Origin of the sequence: Bacillus sp. NEB1478, assembly GCF_031582965.1 — a bacterium.
In the GTDB taxonomy this organism is placed as follows: Bacteria; Bacillota; Bacilli; order Bacillales; family Fictibacillaceae; genus Fictibacillus.
Genome location: NZ_CP134049.1, coordinates 3,081,037 through 3,104,026 on the forward strand (window position 1 = coordinate 3,081,037; position 22,990 = coordinate 3,104,026).

The 22,990-nt window shown below is 39.3% G+C and carries 22 protein-coding genes; 7 read left to right on the forward strand and 15 right to left on the reverse strand.

Annotated elements, in window-relative coordinates; translation table 11 throughout:
- Positions 1-200: 200 nt before the first annotated feature.
- The 5 genes from RGB74_RS15515 to RGB74_RS15535 form a co-directional block, all read right to left on the reverse strand.
- Positions 201-4,535, reverse strand: a complete 4,335-nt coding sequence (locus RGB74_RS15515) for a S8 family serine peptidase (protein WP_310760200.1) — start codon at positions 4,533-4,535, stop codon at positions 201-203.
- 616 nt (positions 4,536-5,151) lie between these two features.
- Positions 5,152-5,763 (reverse strand): flavin reductase family protein, encoded by a 612-nt coding sequence (locus RGB74_RS15520; protein ID WP_310760201.1) that lies wholly within the window; start codon positions 5,761-5,763, stop codon positions 5,152-5,154.
- A 14-nt stretch (positions 5,764-5,777) separates the two neighbouring features.
- The gene (locus tag RGB74_RS15525; protein WP_310760202.1) at positions 5,778-6,386 is read right to left on the reverse strand and encodes an alpha/beta hydrolase; all 609 of its coding nucleotides are present in this window, start codon (positions 6,384-6,386) and stop codon (positions 5,778-5,780) included.
- The gene (locus RGB74_RS15530; RefSeq protein WP_310760203.1) at positions 6,387-7,328 is read right to left on the reverse strand and encodes a ring-cleaving dioxygenase; all 942 of its coding nucleotides are present in this window, start codon (positions 7,326-7,328) and stop codon (positions 6,387-6,389) included.
- 571 nt (positions 7,329-7,899) lie between these two features.
- Positions 7,900-8,736 (reverse strand): aldo/keto reductase, encoded by an 837-nt coding sequence (locus tag RGB74_RS15535; RefSeq protein ID WP_310760204.1) that lies wholly within the window; start codon positions 8,734-8,736, stop codon positions 7,900-7,902.
- A 150-nt stretch (positions 8,737-8,886) separates the two neighbouring features.
- Here RGB74_RS15535 and RGB74_RS15540 point away from each other — a divergent pair, with 150 nt between their 5' ends.
- Positions 8,887-9,081: a hypothetical protein gene (locus RGB74_RS15540; protein ID WP_310760205.1), complete on the forward strand. Its 195-nt coding sequence runs from the start codon at positions 8,887-8,889 to the stop codon at positions 9,079-9,081.
- Here RGB74_RS15540 and RGB74_RS15545 read toward each other — a convergent pair whose 3' ends face one another.
- Both RGB74_RS15545 and RGB74_RS15550 read right to left on the reverse strand, forming a co-directional pair.
- Complete coding sequence (locus RGB74_RS15545) at positions 9,082-9,252, reverse strand: aspartyl-phosphate phosphatase Spo0E family protein (RefSeq protein ID WP_310760206.1); 171 nt, start codon at positions 9,250-9,252, stop codon at positions 9,082-9,084. It abuts the gene before it with no gap.
- Positions 9,253-9,549: 297 nt separating this feature from the next.
- Positions 9,550-9,843, reverse strand: a complete 294-nt coding sequence (locus RGB74_RS15550; RefSeq protein WP_310760207.1) for a hypothetical protein — start codon at positions 9,841-9,843, stop codon at positions 9,550-9,552.
- Between the two features lie 211 nt (positions 9,844-10,054).
- Between RGB74_RS15550 and RGB74_RS15555 the strand changes: the two genes are divergently transcribed.
- Positions 10,055-10,219 carry a YjcZ family sporulation protein gene (locus RGB74_RS15555; protein WP_396136072.1) on the forward strand — a complete coding sequence of 55 codons (165 nt, stop codon included), beginning with the start codon at positions 10,055-10,057 and terminating at the stop codon, positions 10,217-10,219.
- A gap of 54 nt (positions 10,220-10,273) precedes the next feature.
- On the opposite strand, the gene RGB74_RS15560 is transcribed toward RGB74_RS15555, so the two are convergent.
- On the reverse strand, positions 10,274-10,864 hold the full coding sequence (locus RGB74_RS15560) for a YitT family protein (RefSeq protein ID WP_310760208.1): 591 nt from the start codon (positions 10,862-10,864) through the stop codon (positions 10,274-10,276).
- A gap of 165 nt (positions 10,865-11,029) precedes the next feature.
- On the opposite strand from RGB74_RS15560, the gene RGB74_RS15565 reads away from it, so the two are divergent.
- Positions 11,030-11,977 (forward strand): nucleoside hydrolase, encoded by a 948-nt coding sequence (locus RGB74_RS15565; RefSeq protein WP_396135981.1) that lies wholly within the window; start codon positions 11,030-11,032, stop codon positions 11,975-11,977.
- A gap of 148 nt (positions 11,978-12,125) precedes the next feature.
- Here RGB74_RS15565 and RGB74_RS15570 read toward each other — a convergent pair whose 3' ends face one another.
- On the reverse strand, positions 12,126-12,377 hold the full coding sequence (locus RGB74_RS15570) for an HPr family phosphocarrier protein (protein ID WP_310760210.1): 252 nt from the start codon (positions 12,375-12,377) through the stop codon (positions 12,126-12,128).
- Between the two features lie 185 nt (positions 12,378-12,562).
- Here RGB74_RS15570 and RGB74_RS15575 point away from each other — a divergent pair, with 185 nt between their 5' ends.
- Positions 12,563-12,814, forward strand: a complete 252-nt coding sequence (locus RGB74_RS15575; RefSeq protein WP_310760211.1) for a hypothetical protein — start codon at positions 12,563-12,565, stop codon at positions 12,812-12,814.
- A gap of 291 nt (positions 12,815-13,105) precedes the next feature.
- Here the strand turns inward: RGB74_RS15575 and RGB74_RS15580 are convergent, their stop codons facing one another.
- The 3 genes from RGB74_RS15580 to RGB74_RS15590 form a co-directional block, all read right to left on the reverse strand.
- Positions 13,106-13,444 carry a VOC family protein gene (locus RGB74_RS15580; RefSeq protein ID WP_310760212.1) on the reverse strand — a complete coding sequence of 113 codons (339 nt, stop codon included), beginning with the start codon at positions 13,442-13,444 and terminating at the stop codon, positions 13,106-13,108.
- Positions 13,445-13,890: 446 nt separating this feature from the next.
- Positions 13,891-14,172, reverse strand: a complete 282-nt coding sequence (locus RGB74_RS15585; protein WP_310760213.1) for an LSm family protein — start codon at positions 14,170-14,172, stop codon at positions 13,891-13,893.
- A gap of 85 nt (positions 14,173-14,257) precedes the next feature.
- The gene (locus RGB74_RS15590; RefSeq protein ID WP_310760214.1) at positions 14,258-16,663 is read right to left on the reverse strand and encodes a penicillin acylase family protein; all 2,406 of its coding nucleotides are present in this window, start codon (positions 16,661-16,663) and stop codon (positions 14,258-14,260) included.
- Positions 16,664-16,871: 208 nt separating this feature from the next.
- Between RGB74_RS15590 and RGB74_RS15595 the strand changes: the two genes are divergently transcribed.
- Complete coding sequence (locus tag RGB74_RS15595) at positions 16,872-17,057, forward strand: hypothetical protein (protein ID WP_310760215.1); 186 nt, start codon at positions 16,872-16,874, stop codon at positions 17,055-17,057.
- Positions 17,058-17,243: 186 nt separating this feature from the next.
- Here RGB74_RS15595 and RGB74_RS15600 read toward each other — a convergent pair whose 3' ends face one another.
- Entirely contained in the window at positions 17,244-17,876 is a 633-nt protein-coding gene (locus RGB74_RS15600) for a hypothetical protein (protein WP_310760216.1), read from the reverse strand.
- A gap of 418 nt (positions 17,877-18,294) precedes the next feature.
- On the opposite strand from RGB74_RS15600, the gene RGB74_RS20150 reads away from it, so the two are divergent.
- A complete protein-coding gene (locus RGB74_RS20150; protein ID WP_226536613.1) occupies positions 18,295-18,378 on the forward strand; it encodes a putative holin-like toxin in 84 nt (27 codons plus the stop codon).
- A 192-nt stretch (positions 18,379-18,570) separates the two neighbouring features.
- On the opposite strand, the gene RGB74_RS15605 is transcribed toward RGB74_RS20150, so the two are convergent.
- Positions 18,571-20,712 (reverse strand): ATP-dependent Clp protease ATP-binding subunit, encoded by a 2,142-nt coding sequence (locus RGB74_RS15605; RefSeq protein WP_310760217.1) that lies wholly within the window; start codon positions 20,710-20,712, stop codon positions 18,571-18,573.
- 188 nt (positions 20,713-20,900) lie between these two features.
- Entirely contained in the window at positions 20,901-21,437 is a 537-nt protein-coding gene (locus tag RGB74_RS15610) for a BsuPI-related putative proteinase inhibitor (RefSeq protein ID WP_310760218.1), read from the reverse strand.
- A 149-nt stretch (positions 21,438-21,586) separates the two neighbouring features.
- On the opposite strand from RGB74_RS15610, the gene RGB74_RS15615 reads away from it, so the two are divergent.
- The gene (locus tag RGB74_RS15615; protein ID WP_310762903.1) at positions 21,587-22,930 is read left to right on the forward strand and encodes an FAD-binding oxidoreductase; all 1,344 of its coding nucleotides are present in this window, start codon (positions 21,587-21,589) and stop codon (positions 22,928-22,930) included.
- Positions 22,931-22,990: the final 60 nt, after the last annotated feature.

Genomic DNA, 22,990 nt, shown 5'->3' on the forward strand with positions numbered 1-22,990 from the left:
ATTAACTCATCAAACGTGGTTGCAATTCATAAAGAAAACTTGGCTGACTCAAGCATTTTACGTCAGCCTTAGTTGCAATTATACTATCGACTTTAACGTGTTTCTGCTTTGAATTACCCTACTGCAAACAAGTTAACCTTATGATATTGCAAAAAAAGACCGAGAACTCCCTCTTTTATAGGAAGAACCCGGTCTTTATTTTATTTCTTAGCGTTAATGTACAATTTTCCTGCTGCTGTTTCGTGTGTTTCATTGCCATAGTCATCTGAAGCGATAACTTCTACAACAGCTCCTGGTGCTTTTACGTTGGATGTTGCTGTGTAGTAACCTTCATAATGCCCTTCAGACGTTTCTCGCATCGGAAGCTCCGTAGCGTTTGCCGTTATACTCGCATTTGTCAGTGGCATGTGGATTACAAATACCGCATCTAACCCTGGCTCACTGTCAAATTCAATTTTCACGGATTCACCGCTTTTCAGTTGTTTATCTGTATCAGGTTTCAAGTTTTGGACAACTGGAGCTTCGAACTTCGCATAAACCTTCACTGATTTAGAGTGGCGGTTTCCTGCCTTGTCCTGAGCTACAACTTTAATCACGTTTTCTCCTTCATCTAGCAGCATACGATGACTATAGTTGCCATCCGCATCTACCTTCGCTTTTTGTCCGTTCACTTTTACCCAATCCAGATTTGCTTCATTAACGTTGCCTTTTACAGTTACAGATTCACGATTCGTCTTCATGCCATCAGTCGGCGAAGTAATCGTTACTCTTGGTTTTGCCTGGTCAAGTGTCACCGTTACTGGTGCAGATTCATCCGTTGATCCAGACTCTGTTACCGCTTTTGCTGTTAATCGGTTAGCTCCATCATTTAGGGTAAGATCAGCTGAGAATGTACCTTCATCCGTTGTTGCAGCACTTGCTACTTCTTCACCATTGTTAAAAATTTTAACAGTTGTAGTTGGTGCTGCTGTTCCTGATACAGTTACGTTCTCATCATTTGTAAATGATCCATCGGCAGGTGAAGTAATTACTGGCGCCGTTACTTCGTAGTTCACCGTTGCGCGGATCATATAGTTTCCTTCATCCTCAGGTGATGGCGACCATGCCCCGCCTACTAACTGATAACTTCTTCCTGACCACTCGCCATCTTCATCTGTCCCAAGACCCGGAGTGTTTGGATTTGGCTGTGATTGGATGTACACCATATAGAAGTCTCCCTCTACCATGATGCCATGTTCACTTAAGTCGATATGTGTCCATTCACCATTTCGAAGTGCTGTTTCATTAAAAGGTCCTGCTAACTTTTTACCTGGTGTTCCATCTGGGCCGCTAGCGTCATACACCGCTACTTGGAAATCTGTTCCGCCTGGAATTGGCCATTCAGTATCCCAGAATCGGAATAATCCGCCTGTTACCATTGCTCTTTCATTTCCGGAAGCAAGTGACATTTTCACTGCCCAGCCATTACCTGCATCATAGAATGCACGTGCATTTTCAGCTGTACCATCATCATAGCCGATTTCTCCGGGGTATCCGATAAATGGTTTCAATGCTATGTCTTGCTCAGTATTATCTCCGCCATTGACCGTAACCGAAACTTCTTGGCTATAGTAGGATGGCGCAACAATTTTTAAAGTGTAATCTCCTTCGTAAGCAGTCATTTCATATGAACCATCTGCTGCAGTTTCGACAGGTGCCACCGCTGCATCTTCCATAAGCATAACCGTTGCCCCTGCTACTGGTTCTCCGGTTACTTGATTTGTAACCGAACCGGAAACTGTACCTTTAGGAATTTCCTCAAGTGTAAAGTTAGCTGCTGCAACACCATCGCTTTCAATATTTACAGTTTGGGAAGCTGAACGATAACCGTAAGCTTCAGCCATCACCGTAAAAGTTCCCGCAGCATGTGTCATACCGTACGATCCGTCTTGCGGATTTGTGTAAACGGATCTGCCTGTCTCAAGTACACTCACTTCAGCTTGAATCGGTAATACCATCGGTGCTGCGTTATCTTTAACAGAATCCTTTTTCAAAATCGGCTCTACCGGTAAAATCTTGGCTGGATCCACTTTCGGTTTCGCCTCAGCAGAAGCTAATTTTTCAACAGCCGGTGCTGCTGTTACTTTCGCTTTTTGTGCAGTTGATAATGGCTGACTTTGCAGTTTTACATCATCTAAATACCATCCTGCTTTTACAACAGAACCATCTGTTGTCACGTTAAATGCGATATATACACGTTGTCCTGCGTATTCGCTTAAGTTTACTTCTCCATCAATCCACCCGCCAGATGTGGAGTTAACACGAAGTTTTTGTGTCCAGTTTTCCATATCTGTTGATACAAAAACATGTCCGTAATCGTAGTTGCGCTCCAAGTCATGCCACTGCTTGAACTGTAAGTAGCTGTCTCCTTCCGGAAGGTCAACTGGAGGCATAACAAGTGTCATGTTTGCTTTATTATCGTAATTTCCATCCAGATTTGTCGCATAAACATTCGTACCAGAGTTTGCTGCCCCTGGTCCACTTGTTGGCATTCCCTTTTCCCAGCTGTTGTTTGCTCCGTAAGAGGACCATCCTGTTGCATCTCCTTCAAAATCCTCTTCATATCCTACAGAGATACCCGGCAGCAGCGATACAGTATAGTTATCCGTTGACGTTTCATTACCGCCATAATCCGTTGCTTTCCATTTGTAAACGATTTGATCGCCGTTGAGAGCAGAACCTGGCAATACTGCAGTATAAGTACCAGATTTGTAGTCTCCGCTCGTTCTTTCAGCAGCAATGTCTGTCCAGCTTCCATCTTCATTTAGGTAGCTTAATACTACAGAAGTTACGCTGATATCATCTGAAGCCTGAGCTTCTAGATTAATAGGCATTCCTTTATATGATTGTGATGGCCCTTCATGGGTGATAGAAGGCGCAACATTATCTTCACCATGTTTCGTAACCGTTCCTTCAATTCTACCTAAACCGGTAATAACAGAAGAGACGGCAGTAAAAGCATTTACCAGTCCGTGTCCATACCCATTATTAGGCGACTCAGGGAATGTGGCATCTGTTAGCGGTGTAGCTGTAGACATCAAGATTTCTTCCATCTCTTCAACTGATAAATTTGCATCTACCTGACGAAGCATAGCAGCGATCGCGGTTACGTGAGGACCTGCCATCGACGTTCCGTTCCATCCGCCTTCATAATCGCTTCCAGGTACAGATGAACGAATGTTTACCCCAGGTGCGGAAATTTCAGGTTTTGTCTCATCATATGGTGATGGACCTTGCAGTGAGAAACTCGCCAGATGATCGTTTATATCAGTTGCACCTGTTGCAAATGATTCAGGATAGTTTGCAGGGGTAGCAACAGAACCCGGTCCTCCTGGATTAAAAATGGTTGTATTTCCTGCCGAAAACTCTGGGAAGATGTCAGCCGCACGCCATGCTGCTACCATCTCTCTGTACCACTCATCGAGTCCTGGTCCGCCGCCCCATGAGTTATTCACGACGTCTGGCGCTTTTTCCGGATGGGGATTTCCTTGAGCATCTTTTGGTGCTAAAATCCATTCTCCCGCTTCAAGCAGATCAACATCTGTTCCACCATTTGCAGAGAATGCTTTTACAGCAATCCATTTTGCACCAGGTGCAACGCCAATCTGGTTTGCTCCGTTAGGTTCAGACCCTACCATCGTTCCGGTAGTATGTGATCCATGTCCTAAATCATCATACGGAGCTGCTTGTCCGCCAACTGCATCAAACCAGTTGTACTGATTATCAGGAGCATCTGGGTTTTGAGGATTATACCCTCTATATTTTGTTTTTAAAGCCGGGTGATTCCATTGAACACCTGTATCGATCGAAGCAATAACAGTACCAGAACCGTCAATGCCCATATTCCATACAGCAGGCGCTCCTACACGATCAATATTCCATTCTATGGATGATGTTTCGCTTTTCGGTTCAACTTGTAAAGAAGATTTTTTTTCTGGGATTTTAACTGAGCTTACAGGTTGAATTAGCTGTCTTGTTTCATTTGGAAGGACTTTTTCAACTTCAGGGAAAGCAGCAATTTGTTCCATAACTTCTTTCGTAGCCGTTACAGCCATGCCGTTAACAACATAGAAAGATTGGACTTTTTCCGCTTTTCCTGCCTTCTCTTGCTTCTCTAAATATTTTTTCACATGATCTTGAGTTTCGAGCGCTATTGCGCGAAGTGAGGAAACAACTGTGGAACGTTTCATTAACCTTGTTTGTTTTCCAGTTAACTTTTGTGTTTTAGCTTCTTTTACGGCAGCCTTTGCTACCTTTGCTGTATCTACTTGATCTTGAAACTTTATGAGGAAAGTAACTTTGTCCTTCTTACTAAATTGTTCATTGAGTTTTGAGGAGATCTTACTTTTCCCTCCATCGACTAGTGCCTTTCGTGCCGATGTGGAAGGTTTGTCTTTTGATACGGCATTTGCTTGAGACGGGAACATCATTGGTACGATCATTAAAAAAGTTAAAAATACGGATAACCATCTAAAATTTCTCCGTTTTTTACTCACGTTGCTTTTCCCTCCCTATTCATTTTTGTCGTACAAAATAACCAATAAAAAGTAAATCCCTATCACACCTCCTGTTTAAATTTTGAAAATTTAGTAATTCTTTGTTGTTAAATAAACGATAACGGATAAATGCTGTAAATAAATGTTAGAATTTGTCGTTTTAAAACGCTGAAAATGGAAAATAAACCCTTTGCACGAGTTCGATCTATTATATTTGCGACTATTTGAACCCATAGATTATTTATTTATGAAATTATTGTAGAAAATAATGTCTTAAGACTCAGTTCAAAGGAACCGACTTCAAAAAATTTATAGAGATTTGTAAAAAAATGAGAAAACATGCTTAGAAAATGATTCAATGTATCCTTTTTTAGCATATTGAAAATGGTGTAAAGATTGATTTTATTCAACATTCTCAAATTTAAAGAAGACTTCATCATACACATGACCTAGTTAAAAATAATAAAAACAAGGCATTTTTTCCTAATTTTGGAATTACTTTTATTTCTTATGGATTAGTGACAATCTCCTGCTTTCGTTTGTATACTTGTCCACAATGTCGTTTTTTGACAAAACAAAAAGCTCCCTCTTTTAAAGAGAGAACTTATAAAAAAAATTATTCAGGTCGATCCAGTGAAAATAATTCGCCGAGCTTTGTATAATTTGTACCTGCAAGTCTACCTACAGGACGTAATTTTCCAGCATGGATTTTCCCATCTTTATAAAGATCATCTGAGATATGATAGTGTACAACTTTCCCGATCAGGAGGTCTGTTGCAGGCTTTTCCGGTGTTCCTCCTAACGGAATAATCTGCTCTACCACGCATTCCATTCTTATATTTGCCTCAGCAATTCCAGGGATCTTTACTTTAATAGAATCAACTGGAGTTAATTTAGCAAGATCCACTTCACTTTCATCTGGCGGGAGATTTGCCGCCGTTTTGTTTACCGCCTCAATATACGATTCATCTGGAATATGAACAACAAACTCCCCTTTTGCTGCTGCGTTTCGCGATGTATCTTTTTGCACGCCATCTTTCCTGCCAATCGATATGGCGATAAGAGGCGGATCAGCTGTCAGCGCGTTAAAATAGCTAAAAGGTGCAGCATTAAGGACCCCTTCTTCTGATAAAGTACTTACAAAAGCAATCGGTCTTGGAATAATACTGCCGGTTAGAAACTTATAATTTTCTTTTAAGGAAAGCGTATTCGGGTCAATTGATTTCAATACAACCACCTGCTTTAATTAAAGTTTTTGCTGAACCAATCTGCTGCATCTTCCACTTCTGATCTTGATAACTGATGCCCCATCATCTCCCATTTCACATGTACAGCCGCTCCCGCTTCAGTTAACATTTTATCAAGTTCTTCCGTTTCTTCGGGAGGACAGATAGGATCATTTTTTCCCGCGCCAATAAAGATGGGCAAATTCGAGAGATCAGGTAATTCGATTCCTCTTATCGGTACCATCGGATGATGGAGAATGGCTCCTTTTAAAGCATTTTCATAATGAAAAATTAAACTGCCTGCGATGTTTGCTCCGTTCGAGTATCCGACAGCTACAACATTGCTCCGGTCAAAATCGTATTTCTTGGCAGACTCGTTTACAAAGTCATTCAGTTCTTTCGTTCGGAAAATAAGATCTTCTTCATCAAAAACTCCTTCTGATAAACGGCGGAAAAACCGAGGCATCCCGTTTTCAGAAACATTTCCGCGAACACTTATAACCGAAGACTCGGGTGAAATCATTTCTGCAAGAGTTAGCAGATCTTCTTCGTTACCTCCAGTTCCATGCAATAACAATAAAACCGGCTTCGATTCGTCAGTTCCTTTTTTAAACAAATGTTTCAATTAGTTGTCCTCCTCTAAAATTCTGGCTTCTGCTGGCAATAAGTGATTTTCGATTTGTTCACGATGCTCTTCGAGCCAAGGCGGAAGAAGTAATTTCCGGCCCAATTCTTCTTCTGTTTCATCACGTGTAAAACCTGGCGGATCAGTTGCTATTTCAAATAAGATGTGTCCCTCTTCCCGGAAATAGATCGCGTTAAAATATTGACGGTCAATGATGTCAGTTACATGCAATTCGTTTGAACTCACATACTCCTGCCACTCTTTATGCTCATCATAGTCTTTTGCTCTCCATGCGATATGGTGAACTGTCCCTACTCCGCTAATTCCTCTTGGTTCTGGAGATAATTTGATATCAATAATGTTCCCTAAATCTCCATTTGCTTTAAAGCGGATATAGTCTCCATCCTGGCCGAGATCTTCAAGCCCCATTACATCAGTTAAAACTGCTGCTGTTTGCTGAGGAGCTGCAGAAAGTAAGATTGCCCCGCCGAAGCCTTTTATTGCATATTCTTGTTTAACACCGCCAAAGCTCCATTCGCTCTTTTCAGCTTCGCGTCTTGCTACAAGTTCTAAATGCAAGCCATGAGGATCTATGAATTGGAGAGACTCTTCTTGAAATCGAGTTGTTTTTTTATATTCTACTTTAAACTGAACAAGTCTCTCTTCCCAAAATGGAAGTGCTCCTTCTGGCACGACAAATGTTGTCGTTCCTACTTGACCTGAACCGACTCTGCCTCGATAAGCATCCGGCCAAGGAAAAAATGTCATGATTGTTCCGGGCTTACCTGTTTCGTTTCCAAAATATAAATGATATGTTCCTGGATCATCAAAGTTAACGGTTTTCTTTACAAGTCTAAGACCGAGCACTCCTGCATAGAAGTCCACGTTCTCTTGAGGATTTCCTACAATAGCAGTGATATGGTGAATTCCTGCGGTTTTCATAAAAAGAAACATCCTTTCAATTTATCTAACTTATCTTTTGTAAGTTAAGTGTAAATTATATCACTTACTTTTGTCAAGTAACTATATTAATCCGTAAATTCGAATGACTTTATTCTGGTTTTCTATTGTACGAAATCCACTCTATTTAGCCTTTCCCTAAACAATGAGGATGGAAACGGGAACCCTGCTGCCTCTTATAACTGAAAATCTTCTTTCGTGGTTAATAATCAGTGGCAATTCAGAGAGGTGAACTTAAAACGATGAGTGGAAATTCAGTATAAGGGCTAAAAAATAAAAAACTCTACATCAGGAAAACACAACAGAGGAATTAAATTAAGAATCAAACAAAAATTATAGGTAATCAAACAAAAAACGGTATCGATCAAACAAAAATAAGATTAAATTAAACAAATGTTTAATTTTCACATCTTTAATGTACACCTGAAAACGACACAGCCTTTATAAATCGAAAGAGGCTGTTCCAAAGTAAAAAACTTTTGGCCAGCCTCTAATAAAAGTTATGTATTTGTAGGGGGTCTGTCCCCGGGACAGACCCCCCTTTTTAGTTCAATTAAAAGTCAAAAGTATCTGGATCTGGTCCGATTCGGCGGTCTTCGTTCAATGCGTCTATTTTCGCCATATCATCAACAGATAATTCAAAATCAAAAATGTCTGCATTCTCAACAATACGGTGCTGTTTTACTGATTTTGGAATGGTAACCACTCCATTTTGCAGGTCCCAGCGAAGAATCACTTGCGCAACCGATTTCCCATATTTGTCAGCAAGTTCAACAAGCGTTGGCTCGTCCAGCAATTCTCCTTGCATAAGCGGACTCCATGCTTCCATTTGAATTTGGTTTTCCTTACAGAATGTAAGCAAATCTTTTAATGATAAGCGAGGATGGTATTCTACTTGATTCACCATCGGCTTCACTTCACAATCAGCCAAAATATCTTCTAAATGGTGAACCTTAAAATTAGAAACTCCGATTGCTTTTACTTTTCCATCTTTATATAACTTTTCTAATGCACGCCAAGTTTCCTTATACTTTCCTTTTACAGGCCAGTGAACCAAATATAGATCGAGGTATTCCAGGCCAAGCTTTTCCAAACTTGTTTCAAAAGCAGCAAGTGTTGATTCGTAGCCTTGATCTTTGTTCCAAACCTTTGTCGTGATGAATAGTTCCTCACGAGATACGCCAGATTCCTTGATGGCTTGTCCGACACCTTCTTCATTTTTGTAAATCGCAGCTGTATCGATACTTTTGTATCCAGCTTCAATTGCCCATTTTACGGAATTAATAACTTCTTGTCCTTCTTCAACTTTAAATACACCCAGCCCGAACCATGGCATTTCTACACCATTATGCAGAACTGTTGTGTCTTGCAGCGATTTAATTGCGGTCATTATTATTCCTCCTACACTACATGGATGTTTTAACGATAAAATAATTCTGTCACATTCTGCTGTAGAAAGGAAACATTTCGACTTTCAGAAGGTATTACGGCCATTATATGGAAGTAGTATCCAACATATTTTTAAAAATGAGGTGTTCATGTGAAGGATAATTTGATTTATTTTAAAGCAAAAGCTGAATCAGCTAAGAACATCCCACCCCAGGATCTTTCTCTGATCCAGGAGATTCGAGAACTCTTATCTGAGTTCCACGGCAACTATCCTTTAGTCACAAAAAAAGCCATATTATTTCGAATCGATCAGCTAACAGATGAATTAATCCTTAATAAACGATAATTAGCAGGATGACTGCCTTTGAAAAACGTTCAACAAAACATCAAGTTCTTGACTGCATTTCACCGTTTTATAATTCGTCAGTCCATTTTCATAAGCCAGCACGACAAGCATTTCTTTCTTTTCTTTTATGCATTCCATTAAAAGAGAGTTATCCCATTCTTTTTTTTCCACCAAGATCGGCTCCTCTTTGACAACATATTTATCCTATCGCTATTATGAACCGTTTTATGACACTTGAAAACAGTTTCCACAAAAGAAGAAATAAAGTTACATTTATGGACAAATATTTACATGACTTTATCATCATAAAGTCCTCATTCAAGGACCTAATCTCACAATATCCGACTCATTTCTCCTTTTGCTTACATTCCTTTTTCACCCATAGAAAAAGCTTTAAGGATGCCATTACTCTGACCATCATATTAAAAAATTATACAAGAAAAAAGGATGGATTCAGCTCCATCCTTTTTATTGCTTTTTATCATTATAATAGTTGACTGAGTACATTGCTCCTTCTTCTACCATCTTGTTGTCATCTATATCCATTGGATCAGGATGACCCGCTTTATTGATCGGAAGCTGAGTACCTTCGATTGCATGCGGTCTAATCTTTCTCTTCATATCTTTTAATTTCATCTTCGTTTTAATTCGGTTTGGTTTAAAAGAGAGCCAGAACAATGCACCAGTACCAAGCCCGATCAATGCCCACGATTGAGTTTTAAATAACTTATTTGTTGTCCTTACAGCGCTTGCGGTTTGCATGGATAACGCCTCCTTTGATTAATAGTTACCCCAATCAAACAAAAACATAACATCCAAATTTTTCATAAATACGCTTTCGCCTATTTGTAATAAAACTATGCATTTGTCCATACACGGTTTTCACCTAATACATATACTGTATCGAAGTTGATAGTTAAAATTTGTAAGGAGGAATATTAGAATGTATGCAAATTCACCGGTAAATGCTTCAATGGCAAATGCTTCACTAGCAAACGCTCCCATGTATGGCGGGGGGTATGGAGGGTATGGTTGTGGTGGTGGTTATGGAGCTGGAAGATGCTTTGCGATCATCGTAGTTCTATTTATCCTTCTCATTATCGTAGGAACGACATGGGCCCATAAAGTAGATTGCTAAAAAGAATACACTGAACGGAAAATGGGTGCTGGTTTAAAGACCGGCACCCCTTTATTACATAAACTGCTTTGTTTTCTTTTTCACTTCCACAGTACGCACAAAATCGATAATCCTCGTTGAAATCCACTGACAAATCAAAGCATATAAGATAATTTCATAACCTGCCGTCAGCGCAGTCAGAAGCAATATAACACTATTGATCCAAAACAAGAAGTTTCCCGGCTTTTTCCCTGTCCATTTTGCTAAAATTAATGCAATAATGTCCATTCCGCCAGATGAAGCACCAAATCGGAACAACAGGCCAACACCTGTGCCAAAAACAACTGCTCCGTATAAAACATCCAGAAACACACTGTTGACCGGTTCATTTATGATTGCACTCAGCCAATCTACTGTCACTGAGGTAACTGCCACACAGAAAATGGTCCATAAAGCTGTTTGTTTTCCAAGTTTTTTTATTGCTAGGAGAAGCAGCCCGAAGTTGATCACCCATAATGTAAGGGCAAGAGATATATTAAAAAAATGTTCATTTAATAGAGCAAGTCCAGCTACTCCGCCTGACGGTATAAAATGCGGAAATAAAAAAACAGCCATCGCCGTTCCTTGCAATAAAGCTCCTACTAATAAAAATACGGTCTTCTGCAAAAAAAATCCCTTCTTTTCTTCCGTTCAATGAAATTGAGGTCGTTTTATTTATGCTTCCATTTTAGACCCTTTAAATTAGATTACAAGTCCTTTTTCTTTTTTATTCCTAGATAAGTTTCACGGAATCGCATGAAGTCATATAGTACAGAATCATATAAAAGAAGGATGAGTATTTTGAAAAAGAACATACTTTTATTCGGTGATCCAGGAATAGACGATACGCTTGCTCTTATCTATGCTTTATTCAATCCAAGCATTAACCTCATCGGCATTGTTGCAGGTTATGGAAATGTAAACCGAAAACAAACAGCTCAAAATGCTTACTACTTGCTGGAACTCGCAAATCGAAAAGATATCCCTGTTATTGGAGGCGCTATTCGGTCTGTAACAGGTGAAGCAAATGTCTATTATCCTGAAATTCATGGCGCAGAAGGACTCGGTCCCATCAATCCTCCTGAATATATAACAGATCAGCTATTAGAATTTTGCACGATTTTTAAATTAATTGACTATTATGAAGATGTCACAATTGTGGATGTTGGTAGGAATTCTTCATTAGCTACAGCATTTACCCTCAACGAAGATACAATGAAAAAAGTAAAAGAGTACTACATTATGGGCGGTGCATTTTTAGTTCCCGGAAACGTCACACCAATAGCTGAGGCGAATTTCCACGGTGACCCCGTCTCAACTAACATTGTATTGGCTCAGGCCAGCCACGTCACAGTCGTTCCGCTCAACGTAACTAATTATGCAATCATTAAACCTGAAACAATTGATTACTTGGCTCAGAATATGAAGCCACCATTTGGTCAATTAATAAAATCCATTTTTGATTTTTATTTTCAAGCTTACCAAAAACTCATCCCAGGAATTGAAGGCACACCATTACATGACTTATTTACAGTATGGGCTATAATGAATCCTGAAAAAGTACAAAAAGTAACAAAACAAGTCTCTGTCGTAAACGACGGTATTTCAAGAGGACTTAGCATAGCTGATTTCCGGGCGAAGCCGGAAATCCTGCCAGATGTAACATTCCAAGATATTGTCCTGAAATTTGATTACAAATTCTTCGTTGATGATTTTATAAAAACCATGCTGAATCGCTGACATAAAACCAGCTGACGTAAATAATACGTCAGCCTTTACTTTTTTCTCATTAAATTTTGCTCTTTGTTTACTATTCTGACAGCTGGATTTATACGATCGACGTTAACCTGCAGCTGCGCGCAACTGCCCTTTTTCACATAGCAATTATTTAAGGAAGTACCCTCGTACCGATAGACCTTAATTGTTCTACTGCATCTCTGCAATTTTCTCCGCTTGCATATACACAACAAAGCCCTTGCATTCCATTCAATAGACTCATGCTTAATTGACTCTTTGCATTAACTTTTAGCGTATGACATTCCAAAAAAATCTCGCAGTTTTCATACTCATTTGCTTTTCTAACCATTTCATGGATCCACTTTGGTTCGATTCTCTCCTGGATCATAAAATAACTCTTCATCTCCTCTTCCCTCATTTCAACCACATCATAAAAATCATACAGCCTGATTGTTAAGCCAGTTTGAATGATGAGTAAGTATTTTATGACTTACCGTTTCAATGTATGTTCAATTTTTAAAATAATGGTATGAAGAAAGGACTATATTGCAACATTATTAGTACTGTCTATTTAAAGAGGTGATAAAGATGAGTTATTATATAGCATGTGATTATGATGAACCAGATCGGCAAAGCTACAGAGGTATCGTAATTATCGACACATTAACAAACAACATCGCTCACCGCTTCTTTTCTGGTGATTTTCATCAAGATTTCGAGGAATATCAGAGCTGGCTTGAGGATACTTCACCATATTACTTTGAAGGCGAAAGTTTAATAAACTACATAGGAGACATGTCTGACCCAAATTTAAGCGAGGACATTGATTTTTATCATTAATATCTATCGGCCGCTTCTGCAGGCCGGTATTTTTTTGTTTTGAATAATAAAAGGAACTTCTCGAAGAATAATCATAAGCATCTTATAAGTGTATTCCTTTTTTAAGTCTGCTTGCAGGTGAATTAAGTCTGATTGAGGTAGAATTGAGTCTGTTTGAGACCGAATTGAGTCTAATTTCTAATTATAGAGTCTGTTTGAGACCGAATTGAGTCTAATTCAAAATAATTAAGTCTTTTTACAAATTTCGACACCATAGCAAATAAAAAACGCTTGGCATGCCAAGCGTTTCCGTTAGTCTTTATTTGTAAAATCAATGATTCGGATCGGATTTCCAGTTTCATCTTTATAAATCGCATATCTGCCCGGCGGAATGGTACACGGCATTTTAATAAAGTTTAACCTTGATTCATTTTCTTCATAAAAGTGATCCACACTGTCAACGAGGAAAACGCCTCCCGGACCTAACTCATGCTCATCCTCTTCAATCATCAGCTGAACTTCACTTTCAGGCATGGTTAACCCTAAAACATGGTTACCTTCCCTCCAAGCCTCAGTCATACCAAGTCCTTCATAATATTTTTGTGATTCTTGCAAGTCTTTAACCGGGTGAAACAAAAAAGCCAGTTTCATATTAAGTCCCCCTTTGTTTGACTCTAAAAAATCTTACTATAGAAAGGTAGTCTTCTTATTTGATGTGTATACGTTATTTTCCATTTGTATGTTCATATTTCCTGCCGGCTTCAATCAAAAATCACGAAAAGTTTTGATACGAAGAGATTCGCCGCTTATCAACCAGATCATTTGTTAATTCAGAAAAAAGCAAATCTTGCACGAAGACTACGATTTGCGACGAGTAATCGCAGGAGCAGCAAGAAGGTCGAGGAAATGTAGTTTCGAGGAACGACGAGCATAGATTGCACGAAGACCTCGAGTTGCGACGAGTAATCGCAGGAGCAGAAGCGTATTACACATACGTGAGTACCGCAGAAACAAAGATGACGAAGAGATTCACCGCTTATCAATTAACAAAAAATAAGAGTTCTCCTAAATAACAAAAGAAGAACTCACATTCAACATCAATATGGATATGGCCCATAGCCGGGATAAGGAAGCGGTGGATATACTGGATATGGCCGTGGTGCTAGCGCAAAACCAGCAATCGCACCAAGTGTTAAGCCGATTAGTGCTGGTACAAAAAAGCGGTCATCTTCATAAATACCGTCTCTGTACGGCAAAATATATACTTTATGATCGTCAACATGTTTTAATATACCATGATACTTTTTTCCATCAGTGCATGTAATTAGAACTGACCTGCCAATATAACGGCGGCACATGTGATACACTTCGTAAGACAAAGGTTAAACCTCCCTGCTGATTTTCCCCCTTCTCTACAAGGTATGTCCAACCTATTATTTTGACTGAGACAAGTGTCCACTATTGTTATTTTTCTTGGTCAGGCTTTAATACTAGATGACCATCATCATCGTAATCTTTAACTATCGTATCTGTCACATGGTACTTTCCGCTCGACCAGTCTTTAACTTGATCATCGTACCACGGGCTTAAGACATGTCCGGATTGACCTGGACCCACAACATGGTAAGCTTTCGCTGTGTCTGCCATATCAATAACATACCGCCATGCTCCCCCATGAGTTACATTGCCCGTCTCACGGTTCCATCCAGCGACTCCTACAGTTACTCTGCTTCCTCCCATTTCTTCCGTCTCCGGATTAAATAAAAGATTCAGAGGCTTGATAGCAGATAACGGATGCTCAAAAGTAAGTGAATGAAAAGAACCCCACTTCCATTTTGTAAGATCATCACCGTATTGATCAGTAAGTTCATTCATGACATGAGTGAACGATTTGTTTGTTACGTTTTCAAGTCCGCCGTGTTCTTTTATCCATGGGCCAGGGTTTCCTGCGTATGCTTTGCGAATTAATTCGTCAACAACCTGCTCACGCCCATCAAACATTTTAAGCATATCTTCGCTGATTTCATCTTGAAAGAGTTCATCGCTGAACGCTTCCATCCATCTATGGAAAATAAGCGGTGCAGCACTATCTTTACTGTCCTTCAAATTCCATTTCTTCAATACTGCTATCGCTTTTTTCTCCCTTTTATCCAGAGGGTCCTTTTCCAGCTGTTCTATTAATATCGGCAGCAGTTCTTCTGCTTGTTTATCGTATTGATCAAACTGCAGCGCTTGCATATCTTTTGCCGTAAACTTCTTGTTTTGTTCCAGCACTTCCACGATTCGCTCTTCTCTGTAGGGCTGTGCGAATGAGTCAGTAATATGATATGGATAAGAGTCATCTGTCACTTTGTTGTTGGCTGTTGCTACAAAACCTTTCACCGGATTCACTACAGTCGGCAGCTTGTCCCAAGGGATGTAGCCATTCCATTCATACTCATCTGTCCAGCCCGGTACAGGCAAAGATGTATATTTTTGCTTGCGAACCGGAATCAGTCCGTTCGCTTTGTAAGCAATTGTACCGTCCTTACTGGCAAAGACAAAGTTTTGAGCAGGAGTATGGAAAGACTGAAGCGCTTTTTCAAATTGCTCCCAGTTTTTTGATCGATTCATCTGAATAACTGCTTCAAGTTCTTTGGATGGCTGAAGTGCCGTCCACTGTAAAGCCAGCGCTTCACCTGGCTGATCATGATGGGCAAACTCTGAAATAACCGGACCATGTCGAGTAATTACCACCTCATGGTTTATATCAGGTTTGTCTTTAACTTTAATCACTTCATTTATGATTGTTGCTTTTTCCCAATTCGCCATATACTGAAATTCATTTGGGTTTTTAGGATTTCTTTTTTCTACATATAATTCTTGTACATCTGGACCTACGTTTGTTACACCCCATGCGATTGTGTCATTGTGACCGACGATAATGCCTGGTATTCCTGCAAAGATTACTCCGCTTACATTATAATCTGGTGCACTTAATTCGGATTGGTACCAAATCGCTGGTGTTCCAAGCTGCAAGTGAGGGTCATTTGCTAGAAGAGGCTTTCCTGACTTTGTTTTACTGCCTGAAACAACCCAGTTATTGCTTCCATTACTAAAGTCAGGAATAACAGCATCAGCAAAACTTTTTTCAAAATTGATTCCGCTTTTCTTTAAATCATCTATAATCGCAGGTGCATCTGCTGGATAGCCCGGAAACAAATCGAGCGCTTTTTCTTTATTAAAGGTTTCCATTAAATAGTAACGGAACGCTTGACCCTCCCAGTGACCTCCAAGATCAAATGCCATATATTTTCCAATCACAAGTGAATCTGTCGGTGTCCAAATCTTTGGTTCATAGCCAACAAGGGTAAACTCAATCGGCAATGTATTGTTTTTCTTTGCTTTTTTAAGATAGGCATTCACTCCATCTGCATACCATTGAAGATATTGCTTTGCTTCTGAAGAATATTCATTGTAGGATGCTTCTGCAGCTCTTCGTAACCCAAGTGTTCTAAAAAACCGGTCGCGCTGCAGCGTTTTTTCACCTATCACTTCACTTAACATACCAGATGCTTGACGGCGGCTTAAGTCCATCTGAAACATTCTGTCTTGAGCAGTTACAAATCCTTGAGCCATAAAGAGGTCCTTCATATTTTTTGCATTAATATGGGGAACACCGTTTTTGTCTCTTTGTACATTAACCTCAGCATCCAGGCCGTTTAAAGAAATCGCTCCGCTAATTTGCGGCAGACTTTTATGCAGCAAATAATAGGCGGATCCGAAAGCTGCGCCAATGATAACAATTATAGCAACACTGATCATTACTAAACTCTTTTTCCACGTCAATCTTCTCCGTTTGCTCTTTTTCTGAAGAACGACCTCCACCATTGACTCCCCCTCGAAAAGTTCACCTGACCTTCTTCCTATAAATTTCTCCATCAAAGTGGAATAACCTGTGATAAAAGTAAGGAAAATGGAAATATTCAGATTAGTTCGATACTTTTCACCTGATTTCATAGAAAACAGACATTATTTTCAAAACTTTTTCGAATATCTCAACAATAGGTAAAACACCAAATAAAAAAGGAGAAAACAGATGGCTAAAATTATTGTCGATTTCCTACTCAGCCATGGCCAGGAACAGATTACGCAAGGTAATGTTGTTGTAGATTTAGAACCTGGAAATACAAATCTCCATGAACAAGTGAAATATATAATCGCCAGTCAGTTTAATTGCTCTGAAACGATCATTTCCATAACAAGACTTGAAGTGAATGCATAAAAAAACGCATAAAAAAAGAGGTGCTTCATCATGTAGAAAGCACCTCTCTATGTATAGGGGACTTCATTATCTCACGAAGATTACATGCTTGAAAGCTCCATAAGTCATATACCGCTTGGCCTACATACATTCCGATAAACGGTAATCATCCTCTTTTATGCTTCAACGCATAAACCTTTTGTCACATTAAAATAGTGAATCGATGATATTTAATATTTCCTCTTCTTCCATATTCCCTTTAATACCAGGACATTCGGCAAAATAAGTTACAGCTTCTTCTTTTGATAAACCGATTTGGCACAAACCTTTCGCGATTGTCATCATGTAAGGCACTGGCGGACTGTTTAATGGCTGCTCATCGATGTCTAGATTTGACGTAAAGGTAACCATTGGATATCCTTCTTCTTCCCCAACATAAACCATTCGGCCATACCATCCGGCACCCTCCACATGTATAAACCCTTTTTCCTTTACTTCCTCTAAATCTGCCTCGATTTCTTCACAACTATTTTCTTGAGCAGTCACATCTAAAAATTGTTCAGAAGTAACCAAATATTTACGGCCTAACGTTTTATATTTATCATTCTTTTCATGGCCAATAAAAGCAACTCCGCCATCTCCCCACTTCGTACGTTTCCCTGCAAAATAAAGAGGATATGGCAAAATAGCTTTTCCAATCTGCAATGGTTTCGCAGGGTTTCGGCATCCTCTTTCTTTAAGTGTGGATCCTTCCGGCTGCTCACCAAGTATATAGCATAAAAATCGATGTTCCATTAAGTTTGAACCATAACTCACATACCAAACATAAGATGTATCCAATCCATATTCCTCCTCGAAATTTTCCCTAAATAATTGTCATGAAGCTCCCCTTTTTTCTATACATTGAAATACACAAAGGGGGATTGAAAAAAATGGCTAGAAAAAGTTTGCTGTTTTTATTTGGTGTCTTCATCTTCCTAATTGCTCTTTTGCTTGCAACACCTGTTTTTGGATAAGTAAATTGTATAATTGATAGGTCTATTTCACTATTATCATTTCCTTGTAAAAATAAAATAACTTTTATGTAGAAAACATATTAGGAAAATAAACCCATATACCTAATATCGTTATTGAGAAATAGTCATTAGGATTCTTGTTTCAAAATACAAATCGGGATAAAATGGAAATTATACAATAGTTTTCCTTCTCTAATTTCTGTACGAGTTCTAGCACCTATTTTATTAAGGGGGGATTTTGTATGACAGTATTTGAAGCGATGTCGTTAATGATTGGTTTTTCAATGCTTGTTCTTACCATTATCCGCTCCAAAGACAACTCTTAAAGAACATAGAGATTTATTTGTGTTTAATCCTGCCATGCACGGCGCATGGCTTATTTTTTCGTTTATCCTATTGTATAGATGAATTTGTATGTATGTAAAGAAATCTTGTTTTACTGCTGATGTTATCAGTCCATAAAATATAAAATAAAAACCTTGCAGGAGGAAAAACTCCCTTGCAAGGTTTTATTGTTTTTAAGCTTTCTTAACCACAATCTGTCCATCTACTACATTAACCACTAGTTTTTCTAATGCTTCTTCATCTAATAAAACATCCGCTATTTTATCCTCGATCTGTTCTTGAATGATACGGCGTAATGGTCTTGCCCCAAATGCTGGGTGGTAGCCTAATTTCGCCAACTTTTGTTTTACAGCAGAAGTTACAGAGATTGAGATGTTTTGCTCTTTCAATTGCTCTGAAAGCTCCTCGAGCATTAAGTCTACAATCTTCACAAGATGTTCTTCTTTTAGCGACTGAAACTGAACGATGCTGTCAAAACGGTTGAGAAACTCTGGCTTGAAATAGCCTCCCAACGAATCAAGAATTTGTGTTTCCTTCTCAACTTGTTCTTGGTTGAATCCGAGTTTCTTAGTTTGTTTAGCACCAGCGCCTGCATTACTTGTCATAATAATAACGGTATCCTTAAAACTTACTGTACGTCCTTGGCTGTCAGTTAACCGCCCATCTTCCATGATTTGAAGGAACATATGCTGTACATCAGGATGAGCCTTTTCGATTTCGTCTAATAACAAAATGCTGTATGGCTTACGGCGAACCAGTTCAGTCAGCTGTCCCGCTTCTTCGTGTCCAACATATCCTGGAGGTGAACCAATAAGCTTGGAAACGGCGTGTTTTTCCATATATTCGCTCATGTCTAAACGGATCATGCTGTCTTCATCACCGAAAAGTTCTTTTGCTAGAGTTTTCGTAAGTTCTGTCTTACCTACACCTGTCGGTCCGACAAACAAGAACGATCCGATCGGACGTTTTTTCGCTTTTAGGCCTGCACGGCTTCTGCGGATCGCTTTTGCCACCTTTTCAACCGCTTCTGTCTGACCAATGACTTGTGATGATAATTTTTCGGCAAGTTCTTTCATTTTAGATTGTTCATCATGCTGCAATTTACGAACCGGAATTCCCGTTTTCGTTTCGACAATATGTTGAATGTCTTCCACTTGAACAATTGCTGCCTCTTTATCATTTTCTTGTGATTTTAAGTTTTCTTCCAGCACAAGCTCTTCTTGGCGAAGTCTGGCTGCTAGTTCATAGTTTTCATCTGTTGCAGCTTTTTCTTTTTCCTTAACGATCTGTTCTAGACGCTCTTCTACAGTTGATTTTTCAATTGTAATGTATTTAAGATTGCTCTTTGAACCTGCTTCATCCATTAAATCAATTGCTTTGTCAGGCAAGAATCGATCTTGGATGTAACGTTGTGATAACTGAACACAAGCCATCAAAGCTTCTTCTGTAAACTTCACTTGATGGTATTCTTCGTATCGAGGTGCCAGCCCTTTTAAAATTTCAAAGGCTTCATCCGCAGTCGGTTCGTTAACAATAACCGGCTGGAATCGTCTTTCTAATGCAGCATCTTTTTCGATCTGTCTATATTCTTTTAATGTAGTCGCACCAACCATTTGAAGTTCACCGCGAGCAAGTGCCGGTTTCAAAATATTACCTGCATCCATTGACCCTTCAGCAGATCCTGCACCAACGATCTGGTGGACTTCATCAACGAATAAAATGACGTTCTTTCTCTTTTGCAGTTCAGCGATTAGTTGTTTCATTCGTTCTTCAAACTGGCCTCTTACACCAGTATCTGCAACAAGTGATGCCACATCAAGTAAGTACACTTCTTTGTTCAGCAGTTTAGCTGGCACATTGCCTTCAACGATTTTTGTTGCCAGACCTTCTGCTATCGCTGTCTTACCTACACCTGGTTCCCCGATTAAGACCGGGTTGTTTTTCGTACGTCTGTTTAAAATTTCAATCACTCTTCGAATTTCGTCATCTCTGCCGATGACTGGATCAATAATTCCTGCTTTTGCCGCGTCTGATAAGTTACGTCCAAATTTATCTAAAAAGCCTCCGCTGCGTTTTCCTTTTTGAGTTTGTTCCTGCTTTTCAATGTGCTGGTCATTAAATGCTTGACCATTCATCATTTGTTGGAATATATCATCGAAAGAAGAAAAGTTCATGTTTACTCCTCCTCCGCTGTTCATTTCTTGTTTTACTTTATGATAGCAATTAGAGCAAAGTACAAATTGCTTCTTCTCTTTGTTCATTGAAATACTCATCTGGATCGTAGCAGGATTAACTTCACATTGTTCACAACGCATATTTGTAACCCCCTATAATTAATTGATTTGTTAGATTGAGAAATGGCTGACGAAAGTTTAACTCTGACCTTCTTTGACCATTCATCTTTAATCACATTATACTTTGACCTTTTTTGACTTTCAAGTATTTTGTTTTTACTGGAAATAAAAAAAGAAAAGATAAGCTCTTAACTCATCTTTTCCCTATTTTACTGCCATTTAAAAGTGATTTTTTGTCGATAATCTTCTGTTTCCCCTTTTGGTGTTAACCAAACTTCCAATTCATAGGAACCAGGCTCTAAATTTTTAACTAATAGATCTTGTTTAAATGTATCTCCTTGTTTCAATCTCAATGAAGACAAAACTTGCATGAACATATGATTCTTTGAATATTGGTAGATCACTTTCCCGTTGCTGTCTTTAATCACATAATCAAATTTTTGACTTGTTGAAAAATGAAATTCTTTTTCTTTTTCCGTTTGATTTTTTAACGTATAGCGAAAAAGGATTCCCTTTTCATTCTGAGTTTCTTGCAGCTGCAATGCAGATTCAATCCTGCCGGCTGCAATTCCGTTTTGCTGGTGTTCTGGCCGCTTTGGATTCTCACTTTTTTTCCCATCACCCATTACCGGTTCTTCTCTCCCCTCGGATTGGTTTGAGCTGTTATTCATTCCACAGCCCGAAATGGCTATCGTGAAACATATTGTTAAAAGTATACCATGCCATAAATTCTTTCTTTTCAGCACCGTTCATCACCTCAATCCTTAGTTTAGGCATTTTTGTCGATTTTCATGTTATTTAAAGGATTTTTGCTTACTTGTATGTAAAATATACCTATACCCTAAAAAAAGGAGTGTGTTTCTTGAAGACTGCACAAGTTGATTTATTACTCGAAATGAAAAAACGCACATCTGAAAAACGAGCTACCCAAAATGAAACGATTTTACAGCAGCATAGCCGTGATGAATCCTATCATACACCTGTTTCACCTGATGTAGTCGTATACCCTTCTTCTACTGAAGAAATTTCTTCTATTATGTCATTCGCAAACGAACATAAAATTCCTGTCGTGCCTTTTGGAGCAGGTTCAAGCCTCGAAGGTCATTGTATCCCTGTAAAAGGCGGAATTTCACTTAATTTTCAAGAGATGAACCAAGTCCTCGAAGTGCGCCCTGAAGACTTTTTAGTAAAAGTTCAGCCTGGTGTAACTCGAACTCAGCTAAACCTCGCTTTAAAAAAATACGGCTTATTCTTTCCTGTTGATCCAGGTGCAGACGCGACAATCGGTGGAATGGCTGCAACAAATGCGAGCGGAACAACGAGTGTAAAATATGGAATCATGCGTGATCAAGTCCGTAATCTCAAAGTTGTTCTAGCTGATGGTAAAGTCATCAATACTGGCGGATTAGCTGCAAAATCATCTGCAGGCTATCATCTGACCAGTATGTTTGTAGGTTCAGAGGGAACTCTCGGTGTTTTTTCAGAAATCACACTAAAAGTTTATGGCATTCCTGAAGCGATTCTTGCGGCTCGTTGTACGTTCGATTCTGTGCAATCTGCCGTTGAAGCGGCTGCCTCTGTTCTTGGATCTGGAACTGGGATTGCACGGATGGAGCTTGTTGATGAACGTTCGATTGTACAAGTAAACAAAAACAGCGATACCTCTTACACCGAGGCACCTACTCTTTTCTTGGAATTCCAAGGAAATCCTGCGAGTGTTGCATATGAGGCTGCTTTAACAAAAGAATTGCTGGAAAGTTTCGGTGGCATCGAATGGGTGGAAGAACGAGACTCATTAGCGAGAGCAAAACTTTGGGAAGCACGCCACCATTTAGCATATGCATTTAAACATGGTTTTCCAGGGAAGTCGATGATGTTCACAGATGTTTGTCTCCCATTGTCTGAACTATCAGGCGCTATAGTTAATGCAAGGGAAGTGATGGATACTGTTGGAGTTCCAGGTGCTGTATTGGGCCATGTGGGTGACGGAAATTTCCATGCGATTCTGATGTACGATCCAAACGACTTACTGGAGCGTGAAAAAGCGGACAAGGTAAATGCCGGTATTGTGAACTATGCCCTTCAAAAAGGTGGAACATGCACGGGTGAACATGGAATTGGTATCGGAAAAGCGAAATATTTAGCAGAAGAACATGCGGATACACTGCCGATCATGAGCGGTATAAAAAAACAATTGGATCCAAATAACATATTGAATCCAGGCAAAATCATATTATAGTAATGAAACTTAAAGCTTGTTTATTCGTTTGAATGAGTAGAAAAATAATAGGGGGTTTCT

Bases quoted from the DNA above. Each gene is read 5' to 3' on its own strand.
- RGB74_RS15530 (WP_310760203.1), bottom strand. From the start codon at position 7,328: ATGAAAACCGCAGGAATTCACCATATCACTGCTATTGTAGGAAATCCT.
- RGB74_RS15535 (WP_310760204.1), bottom strand. From the start codon at position 8,736: ATGACCGCAATTAAATCGCTGCAAGACACAACAGTTCTGCATAATGGT.
- RGB74_RS15550 (WP_310760207.1), bottom strand. From the start codon at position 9,843: ATGCAAACCGCAAGCGCTGTAAGGACAACAAATAAGTTATTTAAAACT.
- RGB74_RS15555 (WP_396136072.1), top strand. From the start codon at position 10,055: ATGGCAAATGCTTCACTAGCAAACGCTCCCATGTATGGCGGGGGGTAT.
- RGB74_RS15565 (WP_396135981.1), top strand. From the start codon at position 11,030: ATGAGTATTTTGAAAAAGAACATACTTTTATTCGGTGATCCAGGAATA.
- RGB74_RS15570 (WP_310760210.1), bottom strand. From the start codon at position 12,377: ATGAAGAGTTATTTTATGATCCAGGAGAGAATCGAACCAAAGTGGATC.
- RGB74_RS15575 (WP_310760211.1), top strand. From the start codon at position 12,563: ATGAGTTATTATATAGCATGTGATTATGATGAACCAGATCGGCAAAGC.
- RGB74_RS15580 (WP_310760212.1), bottom strand. From the start codon at position 13,444: ATGAAACTGGCTTTTTTGTTTCACCCGGTTAAAGACTTGCAAGAATCA.
- RGB74_RS15590 (WP_310760214.1), bottom strand. From the start codon at position 16,663: ATGGTGGAGGTCGTTCTTCAGAAAAAGAGCAAACGGAGAAGATTGACG.
- RGB74_RS15595 (WP_310760215.1), top strand. From the start codon at position 16,872: ATGGCTAAAATTATTGTCGATTTCCTACTCAGCCATGGCCAGGAACAG.
- RGB74_RS20150 (WP_226536613.1), top strand. From the start codon at position 18,295: ATGACAGTATTTGAAGCGATGTCGTTAATGATTGGTTTTTCAATGCTT.
- RGB74_RS15605 (WP_310760217.1), bottom strand. From the start codon at position 20,712: ATGCGTTGTGAACAATGTGAAGTTAATCCTGCTACGATCCAGATGAGT.
- RGB74_RS15615 (WP_310762903.1), top strand. From the start codon at position 21,587: ATGAAAAAACGCACATCTGAAAAACGAGCTACCCAAAATGAAACGATT.